The organism is Rhodococcus sp. I2R (assembly GCF_020889545.1).
Lineage (GTDB): Bacteria > Actinomycetota > Actinomycetes > Mycobacteriales > Mycobacteriaceae > Rhodococcoides.
Genome location: NZ_JAHUTG010000017.1, coordinates 93,642 through 103,349 on the forward strand (window position 1 = coordinate 93,642; position 9,708 = coordinate 103,349).

At 62.7% G+C, this 9,708-nt stretch carries 5 protein-coding genes and 2 pseudogenes; 3 read left to right on the forward strand and 4 right to left on the reverse strand.

Annotated features, from left to right (window positions below; translation table 11 throughout):
- Positions 1–7: 7 nt before the first annotated feature.
- Positions 8–535: a hypothetical protein gene (locus KVY23_RS17780; protein ID WP_230557623.1), complete on the forward strand. Its 528-nt coding sequence runs from the start codon at positions 8–10 to the stop codon at positions 533–535.
- Positions 536–548: 13 nt separating this feature from the next.
- On the opposite strand, the gene KVY23_RS17785 is transcribed toward KVY23_RS17780, so the two are convergent.
- Together KVY23_RS17785 and KVY23_RS17790 are read right to left on the reverse strand one after the other, a co-directional pair.
- Positions 549–2,552, reverse strand: coding sequence for an SDR family oxidoreductase (locus tag KVY23_RS17785; protein WP_230557624.1), 2,004 nt, complete (start codon positions 2,550–2,552; stop codon positions 549–551).
- A 115-nt stretch (positions 2,553–2,667) separates the two neighbouring features.
- Positions 2,668–4,797, reverse strand: a complete 2,130-nt coding sequence (locus tag KVY23_RS17790) for an MMPL family transporter (RefSeq protein WP_230557625.1) — start codon at positions 4,795–4,797, stop codon at positions 2,668–2,670.
- 165 nt (positions 4,798–4,962) lie between these two features.
- On the opposite strand from KVY23_RS17790, the gene KVY23_RS17795 reads away from it, so the two are divergent.
- Positions 4,963–8,247 (forward strand): error-prone DNA polymerase, encoded by a 3,285-nt coding sequence (locus KVY23_RS17795; RefSeq protein ID WP_230557626.1) that lies wholly within the window; start codon positions 4,963–4,965, stop codon positions 8,245–8,247.
- 2 nt (positions 8,248–8,249) lie between these two features.
- Positions 8,250–8,390: pseudogene (locus tag KVY23_RS17800) on the forward strand (YfcE family phosphodiesterase); the annotation flags it as partial.
- 3 nt (positions 8,391–8,393) lie between these two features.
- On the opposite strand, the gene KVY23_RS17805 reads toward KVY23_RS17800, so the two are convergent.
- The gene (locus KVY23_RS17805) at positions 8,394–9,413 is read right to left on the reverse strand and encodes a HAMP domain-containing protein (protein ID WP_230557627.1); all 1,020 of its coding nucleotides are present in this window, start codon (positions 9,411–9,413) and stop codon (positions 8,394–8,396) included.
- Between the two features lie 75 nt (positions 9,414–9,488).
- Positions 9,489–9,708: pseudogene (locus KVY23_RS17810) on the reverse strand (cytochrome ubiquinol oxidase subunit I); the annotation flags it as partial.

The following is a 9,708-nucleotide window of genomic DNA, read 5'->3' on the forward strand; positions in this document are numbered from 1 at the left end:
TTCGGCAATGGCCCTGAGCGTGCTCGACCGGAAACTAATCGTGTGGTCGGCGTTGTTCGTCGTCTCACAGGCCAACATCGTCCGGCTGCTCGGTCCTGCCGGACCGAAAGTGCTCCAGGTGCAGACAGCGTGGTCGGAAAGACGCTACCGAGAGATCTTGGCGAGCATGGGCGACGCCGAAACCGCGCGGTTCCGCAGCCACTACTTCCCGGATCTCGTCCACCCCGCGATCTACGCCATGGCGCTGCGGGCGGGTGCGAGGAGTCTGACCGCCAAGGCATCGCTGAACCCCGAGTCAGTCCCGGGACCCGCCACCGTCAGGGCGCTGGCAGTCGCGCCGGTGGTATCGGCTGCCTGTGACTACATCGAGAACATCGTCGGGTTGACCCTCGTCGACAATCGAAACCTGATCAGCGACAAAGTCGTTCGATCCACCACCGTTGTCAGTACCGTCAAGTGGGTCACCGCAGCCGGTTCGCTTGCTTACCTGAGCCAAGGATTCGTGCGTCACTGGCGACGGAACCTGTTGGGCTGACCCGGTCAGCGGATCACCAATACGTGCCGGGCACGAGCCTGCCTAGCCGGCGGGCGAGTTTAGCTACCCGCGCGGAGGGAGTGGAGGCGTCGTACACGTCCTTCGGAGCGTAGTCGGCTGGGAGGGAAGTCTCGGTCTTGTCGCCCTTGGCGGCAGCAGAATCAGGGTACCGGCGGTAGAACTGGTGCAATGTCCGATCCTTGCCTTTCGGAGTGAATATGCTGCCGAACTGACCGAGTGTGCCCAGTGGCGTATCGATTCTCTTCGGCTTGTCGATCAGCGCACGCATCACCATCGCCGCGGCCTTCTCTGCGGACACCACCGGGCCGACGTTCTTGTCACCGGTCGGAGTGATCATCGGTGTCGCAACAAGAGGCATGTGAATGGTCGTGAAGGTGATTCCGTCGGACAGTGTTTCCGCTGCAGCGACATCGGCGAACCCGTCGAGGGCCGCCTTGCTCGCCACGTAGGCGGCAAATCGAGGCGTGTGCCCCTGTACCGCGGCGCTGCTGATGTTGACGATGTGACCGAATCTGCGCTCACGCATGTGTGGCAGCAGAGCCAGCACCAATCGAACCGCGCCGAAGTAGTTGACGGCCATGGTGCGTTCGAAATCGTGAAGTCTGTCTGTGGACCTGTACAACGAACGACGAATCGACCGGCCCGCATTGTTGACGAGCATGTCCACGTGGTCGTGCTCGCTCAGAATGCTCTTCACTGTCTGTTCCACCGACTCGCTGTCGGTTACATCGCACGGATAGCCATATGCGTCGCCGCCCTTGGCGCGAATCCCCGCAACGACTGCCTCGAGCTGTTCAGCACCTCGTGCGAGCAGGATCACGGTGGCACCCTTGCGCGCTGCAGCTTCCGCACTGGCCTGGCCGATTCCGGACGAGCCGCCCGTGATGACGATGGTGCGTCCGACAAGCGGTCCACGTGGATCTGTGCGGCGTGCACGGACGGGATCCAGATGGTCGTGCCAGTACTTCCACACCGCGTCCGCGTACGACGCGAGCGGGGGCACGCTGATCTTGCTTCCGCTCAATGCATTTCGCGTTCTCGTGGAGTCGAACGTGGTGGGCAGTGTGACGTGGTCGAGCATGACGGGCGGGACGCCGAACCGGGCGAGCAGGGCATCGCGACCTGCTCGAATCGCATCGAACCGAGGTGAGAGAACTGGGGCTGCGACGGCCCCGGGCATCTCGACGATTCTGGCTTTCGAGCCCGCGGCCGCGCTGAATGCCGCATATACCTCGCGCATCGACTGCGGCCGCGGATTGACAAGGTGAAAAACTCTTTGGCCCAACGGGTTGCGGTGCATCAACTCGACGATGGCGGCGGCTACATAGTCGACCGGAACGAGATTTGTCGCGCCGATGTTCGGGACGGTGATGGGCAGCGCGTCGGGCAGTTTGGCGAGTTCGGCGAAGAATGGAAAGAAGAAGTACGGCCCGTCGATCTTGTCGATCGCTCCGGTCTCGGAATGGCCGAGTACCGCAGAAGGGCGATACACCCGCCAGTCGGTCGCCGATTCGCGAACGATTTTCTCGGACTCGTACTTGGTCCGGTGATACGGCGTCGGGAATTGTTGGCCCTTGTCGAAGTCGTCCTCGGTGAACGTTCCGGCATGGTCGCCGGCGACGGCTATCGAGGAGATGTGGTGCAGGCGAGCGCCGAGTCGTACCGCGAGTTCGGCGACCGATCGGGTGCCGTCGACATTGGTCGAGGCCTGTTCGTCACCGGCTGTGATGTCGTAGATCGCGCCGAGATGAACGATCTGATCGATGTTCGACGGTGTTTCCTCCAGCCCCAGCCCCAGCCCGGGCTCGGTGAGGTCGCCGATCAGCGGATGCACCCGGTCTTTCCCGCTCAGTGCAGCTACCTGCTGTTCGAGTTTGGCGACCGACTGTCGACGCACCAGTACGTGTACCTGCGCGGACGGGTCACGCTCCAGTAGCAGTGGCAGCAGATTCTGCCCCAGGAAGCCCGTACCGCCGGTAACGATGTAGTTCGCCATAAGGTGAACTTACTCCAAGGTAAGTTCCGGAACCACCCTCTCGAGTGACCGAATGTGACATTCGGTCACCATCGCGGGTGGACCACGCCCCGAGCCCGCCGAGTGTACGAGGCATCTAGTGTCCGATTCCTACTTTCGAGTGGACTTTTTTCATCCAGGTCGGGGCCCACCAGTTCGCTTCGCCCATCAGCTTCACCAGCGACGGGACGAGCAGCATTCGGATGATCGTGGCGTCGACGATCAGCGCGAAGATCATTCCCAGGCCGAGGAATCGCATGATCGACAGGTCCGAGATGGTGAAGGCGCCGGTGACGGCGATGAGAACGAGGGCGGCTGCTGTCACGATGCGTCCGGTGCGTTGTGCGCCGAAGATGACCGCTTCTTCCGTGGTCGCGCCGGCGGTGCGGGCCTCGACCATCCGGGACATCAGGAACACCTCGTAGTCGGTGGAGAGCCCGAACACGACGGCAAGGATGAGGACGACGAAGGTTGCTTCGAGTGGTGCCGGGGTGACCCCGATCAATTCGGCGCCGTTGCCTTCCTGGAAAACCCAGGTCAAGACACCGAATGTGGCGCCGAGGCTCAATCCGGCCATCAGTACCGCCTTGATCGGCAGCACGATCGACCCGAATGCAAGGAACAGCAGGATCAGCGTCGAGACGACCATGATCGCGATCATCACGGGCAGCCACTTCGCGATGGCGGCGTTGCCGTCGTCGACGAGGGCTCGGGAGCCACCGACGAGAAGTTCGGTGCCGTCGGGTGGGGTCATCGCGCGGAGTTCGGCCACCGCATTGCTGGACGATGCCATTTCGGTTTCGCCTTCGGACGGTTCACCGAACGTCGCTTGAATAGCGACGAAATCGTCACTCGAACCGGTGAATTGGACTCGCGCGATACCGTCCAAGGACTCTGCTTGCCTCGTGATGTCTGCGATTGGGGCACCCTGTGGCTTCTGTCCGTCGAGGCCGCGCAGAACAATCGTGGCTCCTTCGCCGGTGGTCGGGAACTCGGTGTTGAGTGTCTCGACAGCGATGCGGGCGGGATCGTCCTGCGGGAGCGCTGTGTAGTCGACCTCGCCGAGCATGATCTTGAGCACCGGCGCGGACAGCACGAGAAGCGCGGCGATGATGACCGTGGCGACGATTCCAGGTTTGCGCATCACCTTGGCGACGACGCCACCCCAGAACTTCTGTGCGCGAGCCTCGCCGCGATCGGACGCGGTCTTGCTCCACGTCAGCGAGTTGATGCGGTGTCCGAGGAGGGCGAGCAGTGCCGGTACTGCCGTCAGCGACAGGATTGCAGCGCACGCCACTGCCGCCATCGCGCCGAAGCCGAGAGATTTGAGGATGGGTTGAGGAAATACGAGCATCCCGGCGAAGGCGCAGATCAGTAGCAGGCCCGAGAAAGCGATGGTGCGCCCCGCGGTGAGCACGGTGCGCACGGCTGCGTCGGCGGGTTCGGAGCCCGATCGCATTTCCTCGCGGAATCGGCTGACGATGAACAGTCCGTAGTCGATTGCCAATCCCAGCCCGAGTAGTGACGCGACGTTGATCGAGAACGAACTGACCTCGGTGAAGGAAGTGAGCACTCGAAGTATTGCCAGGGCGCTGAGGACGCTGAGAATGCCGACGAACACCGGCACTGCGGCTGCGACGACACCACCGAAGATGAAGATCAGCAACACCAGAACGACGGGGATGGCGATTGCCTCGGAGCGAACGAGGTCGCTCTGCAGGGTTGTGCTGAACGAGACGCCGACGACCGAACCGCCGGCGAACTGAGATGTGACGCCGGGGACTTCGAGCTGTGGCGGTAGGTCGCCGAAGGTGGCGAACGTGACACCGGAGTTGGGCCCGAGGGTGACTGTCGCCAGCGCTTTGGTGCCGTCCTCGGACACGAGAAACGGCTGGGCAGCGGCGTTGGCCGTCCAGTAGGAAGCAACGTTCTGAACCGAGTAGTTGCTCTGGAATTCGTCCAGGACGGCGGTGACGTCGGGACCGATATCGTCGATCGTCTGTCCCTCGGGCGGAGTGTAGATGGCGACGATGTCCGGGGTTGGCTGCCCAAGGTCGGTGACGAGGGAGCTGACCTCGGCGGCCTCGCTACTCGGGTCGACGAAGCCGCCCTCGCTGAGCTTGCCGAACACGCCCAGGCCCCATGCGCCGGTCAGCGCCACCACGAGGACGGTGAAGGTAAGAACCCATCTCTTGTGGGAAACAACGAACGAAGCCCAATTTCTCACGTGCATCTCCGGCTCTCTCGGTGTGCTACCCGACGAGCGAGCCTATCGGCTACGTCCCGGTTGAGTTGTGTCGGTGCCGTGCGATCTAATGGGAACACACGTTCGAACATTGCCTTCGTCGTCGTTCGAGGGCAGGGGAGTCGATGGGCAGGAAAGGGGTGAGCGATGGGGTGGAACGAGGGTCCGCCGACGTGGTCGGAGATGGAGCGTGTCCTCTCCGGCCGTCCCGCGCGCCCGAAACCCGACATCATCGGCGACGGTGGAGACAGTCCGGCATGGTCGCGCAAACGCGGAGCGTACGAGAGAAGTGCGATCTCGACCGAGCCGTCGACGGTTGCGTACGCGGAGCTACATGCGCATTCGGCCTTCAGTTTTCTCGACGGTGCCAGTCATCCTGAAGCAATGGTCGAAGAGGCTGTGCGTCTGGGCCTGGAAGCGATTGCGATCACCGACCACGACGGCTTCTACGGAGTTGTCAGGTTTGCCGAAGCAGCCAAAGCGCTCGGCATCAAGACCGTGTTCGGCGCTGAGCTGTCGTTGGGAACGGCCAGATCCAGGGCAGGTGAATTGGATCCGGACGGCACGCATCTGCTCGTGCTCGCGCGTGGGCAGGAGGGGTACCGACGGCTCTCGCGCGAGATCGCGGCAGCGCATCTGGCGGGCGGTGTGAAAGGAAAACCTCGCTACGATTTCGACGCTCTGTCGGAGGCCGCCGGCGGTCACTGGCAGATTCTCACCGGTTGTCGAAAAGGGCATGTACGACGCGCTCTGGCGAGGGACGGCCCCGTTGCTGCAGAGGCGGCATTGGTCGATCTCGTCGACAGATTCGGCGCCGACCGTGTCACCGTGGAGCTCACCGATCACGGGCTACCGGAGGACGACGAACGCAACGACGCGTTGTTCGAGCTCGCGACTCGGTATCGACTGTCGGTTGTCGCCACCACCGCGGCGCATTACGCCACACCGGACAGTCGCCACCTGGCGATGGCGATGGCGGCGGTGCGGGCGCGAACGAGCTTGGACGAGGCCTCTGGATGGTTGTCACCCACAGGTGGGACACACCTACGGTCGGGGGAGGAAATGGCTCGGCTGTTCGGGCACTATCCGGGCGTCGTGGGTGCGGCGGCGGAGCTCGGTCGGGAGTGCGCATTCGATCTTCGTCTGATCGCACCGCAACTTCCCCCGTTCGACGTACCTGCCGGCCACACGGAGATCAGCTACCTTCGTACGCTCGCGCAGCGGGGTGCGGAGCGGCGGTACGGTTCGCCGGCCGACCACCCATCGGCGTACGCGCAGATCGAGTACGAACTAGACATCATCGAGAGGTTGCATTTCCCGGGCTACTTTCTCGTCGTTCACGACATCGTCGCCTTCTGCAAGGGCCGTGACATTCTTTGTCAGGGAAGAGGATCGGCAGCCAACTCGGCGGTGTGTTTTGCCATCGGAATCACCAATGTCGATCCAGTGGCGAACAAGCTCCTTTTCGAACGTTTCCTGGCCCCCGAAAGAGACGGGCCACCGGACATCGATGTCGATATCGAATCGGACAGACGTGAGGAAGCGATTCAGTACGTCTACGAGAAATACGGCCGCACACACGCTGCGCAGGTCGCAAACGTCATCACCTACCGTGGAAAGTCCTCGGTTCGTGACATGGCTCGCGCCCTCGGATTCTCGCAGGGGCAGCAGGATGCTTGGAGCAAGCAGGTCACCCGTTGGTCCGGTATCGGTGAGCAAGAAGATAGCGACATCCCCAAGCCCGTTCTCGAACTGGCTCAGCAGATCGAGGGCTTTCCCCGCCATCTCGGTATCCACTCGGGTGGCATGGTGATCTGCGACCGTCCTATCGCCGACGTGTGTCCGGTCGAATGGGCGACGATGGCGAACCGGAGCGTATTGCAGTGGGACAAGGACGATTGCGCTGCAGTCGGGTTGGTCAAATTCGACATGTTGGGCCTGGGCATGCTGTCGGCTCTGCACTACATGATCGATCTGGTGGACGAGCACAAAGGGATCCGAATCGATCTTGCGGACATCGATCTGGGCGAGAAAGCCGTCTACGACATGTTGCAGCGGGCCGACTCGGTGGGGGTGTTCCAGGTGGAGTCTCGGGCTCAGATGGCAACGTTGCCGAGGCTCAAACCCCGGGAGTTCTACGATTTGGTCGTCGAGGTGGCGCTGATCAGGCCCGGTCCCATCCAGGGCGGTTCGGTGCATCCATACATCAAGCGGCGCAACGGAATCGAACCTGTCACGTTCGATCATCCGTCGCTCGAGAAGGCTCTCGACCGCACGCTCGGAGTGCCGCTCTTCCAGGAGCAGCTCATGCAGATGGCCATCGACGTCGCGGGATTCAGCGCTGCCGAAGCCGATCGACTACGTCGGGCAATGGGCTCGAAACGATCCCCGGAAAAAATGAACGAGATGCGTGGTCGTTTCTACGACGGTATGCGCGAACTGCACGGCATCGTCGGTGAGGCTGCAGATCGCATCTTCGAAAAGCTCTTTGCATTTGCGAATTTCGGTTTTCCCGAAAGTCATTCGCAGAGTTTCGCCTCGCTCGTGTTCTACTCGTCCTGGTTCAAGCTGCATCATCCGGCAGCGTTCTGCGCAGGTCTGTTGAGAGCGCAGCCGATGGGGTTCTACTCGCCTCAATCCCTGGTCGCCGATGCGCGAAGACACGGCGTTCAGGTCCACGGCCCGGATGTCAACGTGAGTTCGTGGTACGCGGATCTCACCGGAGGTGGTCTCGAGATCCGGATGGGTCTCGCGGACGTGCGGCACATCGGCCAGGATTTCGCCGAGCGTATCGTCGAGGAGCGAGTCCTGGGCGGTGCGTACACGTCCTTCGTCGATCTCGCGGGACGGGTGGAGCTCTCGACCGCCCGAGCCGAATCGCTGGCCACAGCAGGCGCGCTGGGTTGCTTCGGTATCACTCGGCGGGAAGCGCTGTGGGCGGCCGGGGCGGCAGCCGGTGAGCGATCGCATCTGCTTCCCGGGCTCGGAGCGTCGACGCGCGCACCTGTCCTTCCAGGCATGAGTGACTTGGATCTGGCATCGGCGGATGTGTGGGCGACAGGTGTGTCGCCGAACTCGTACCCCACCCAGTTCTTTCGTGAGCAGCTCGATGCGCTCGGGGTGCTTCCGGCCGATCGGTTGCTGTCGGTTCCGGACGGAGATCGTGTACTCGTCGGTGGCGCGGTGACTCACCGACAGAGACCGGCTACGGCAGCCGGTGTCACCTTCGTCAACCTGGAGGACGAGACGGGGATGGTCAACGTCGTCTGCTCGGTGGGTCTGTGGGCGAAGTATCGGAAGCTCGCTCTCACTGCACCTGCTCTGCTGATCCGCGGGAAAGTACAGAACGCCGAGGGGGCAGTGACCGTGGTCGCCGACCACCTGCAGCTCATGGACCTGCGAGTTCGAACCTCATCCCGTGATTTCCGATGAGGGTCGCCGATCTGGGTACTGCGCCAAGGCGCGAGAAGCGGATGGCGGCTGCGTATCCGGACACGGACGTGCTCGTCTTCGGGCACAGCCATATCCCGTGGGACACGTTCGCGGAGAACGGGCTCGAAATTGACCGGCGTCGAAATTCATGACCTGCCGCCCAGGTCGTGGGCACCCGCTGTCAGCGACTTGTCCCGTGCCTGGTTCACGAGGTCGTGGACCAAGCGAATGATGACATCCATGTCGGTCAGGACACCGGCGCGGAGCTCGTCCTGCTCGGTGGGCGTCATGGGGGGAGCGTGGTCGGTGTCGAGCGACATGACTGTATCGATCTTCGCTCGGAGCGCAGACAGAGGCTCTATCAGCTCCTCACCCGCATCGGTGATGAGCTTGTTCTGGCGCGCACCGGAGGCGGCGAGCGCCTCCAGCATTTCGTTGAAACTCCTGGCAAGTGAGGCGAGTTCGTCGTCACCGGTGACGGGTATGGGCTCGAGATGCCCGGTGCGGGCCACCTGTTGGGTGGCGTTCGTCAGTCTTTTCACCGGCCGCAGACCGGTTCGGGCAACAGCAGATCCGGCGATACCTGCCAGGGCTACGAGGAACGCGCCGATCATCACCAGCGCCAGAGTCAGTTTGCCGAGGAGGGGAGCATTCGTATCGAGTGACTCGGCGACCATCACCGTTTCACCGGTGATGGTTCGCTTGGCCGAGATCATGTAGCCCCGTACTTCGCGGAGCGACTCGGCGGCTTCACCGTCGACGACCTGTTGCTCGGGCTCGTCCAGAACTCCCGTCGCTCCGGTGAAGGGTTGAGATTTTGTGGTGAAGGTGACGAATTCGCCCGAAGAAGTCACCAGCGCCACCTTGATGGCCGGGCCATCGACGCTACCGACACCGAAGCCGTAGAAGGTCGAGGGAACTCCGAGGGTTGCACCGGCGATCAGTGCATCGGCGTTGCGGGTGACACGATCGGCAAGCTGATCGCGAAGCGCCTGCTCGGCGACGAGATAGATGGCCAGAGCACTCACGGCGACCGCAAGCGTTGCCAAGCTGATCGTCAGGACGCGGATCCGTGTGTGAAGCGAAACGTTGCGACGAAACGCGAACATCATCGGCCTTGCCCACAGCGGTACGGGTGTCGACTGCGCAGGGGTGGACGATGGCATCGGTCGAGTATCGCTTGCTCTGCTGTGAGAGATCTGAGAGCGCCTCGGCCGCGTCCCGACGCCGTTCGGGGCACGTTATTTGACGTCGTCGTCCCCGGAGCCTTCGTGGTCGCTGGTGGCGATGGGTGCCCGGCGTGCCTGTTCGAGGACTTCGGTGGTCTCGCCACCGTGTGACCCGGGACCGACGTGGGCTTCGGCGCGCATCCGGTCGACCATATGCGGGTAATGCAACTCGAACGCCGGACGCTCGGAACGGATACGAGGCAGCTCGGTGAAATTGTGCCGCGGCGGCGGG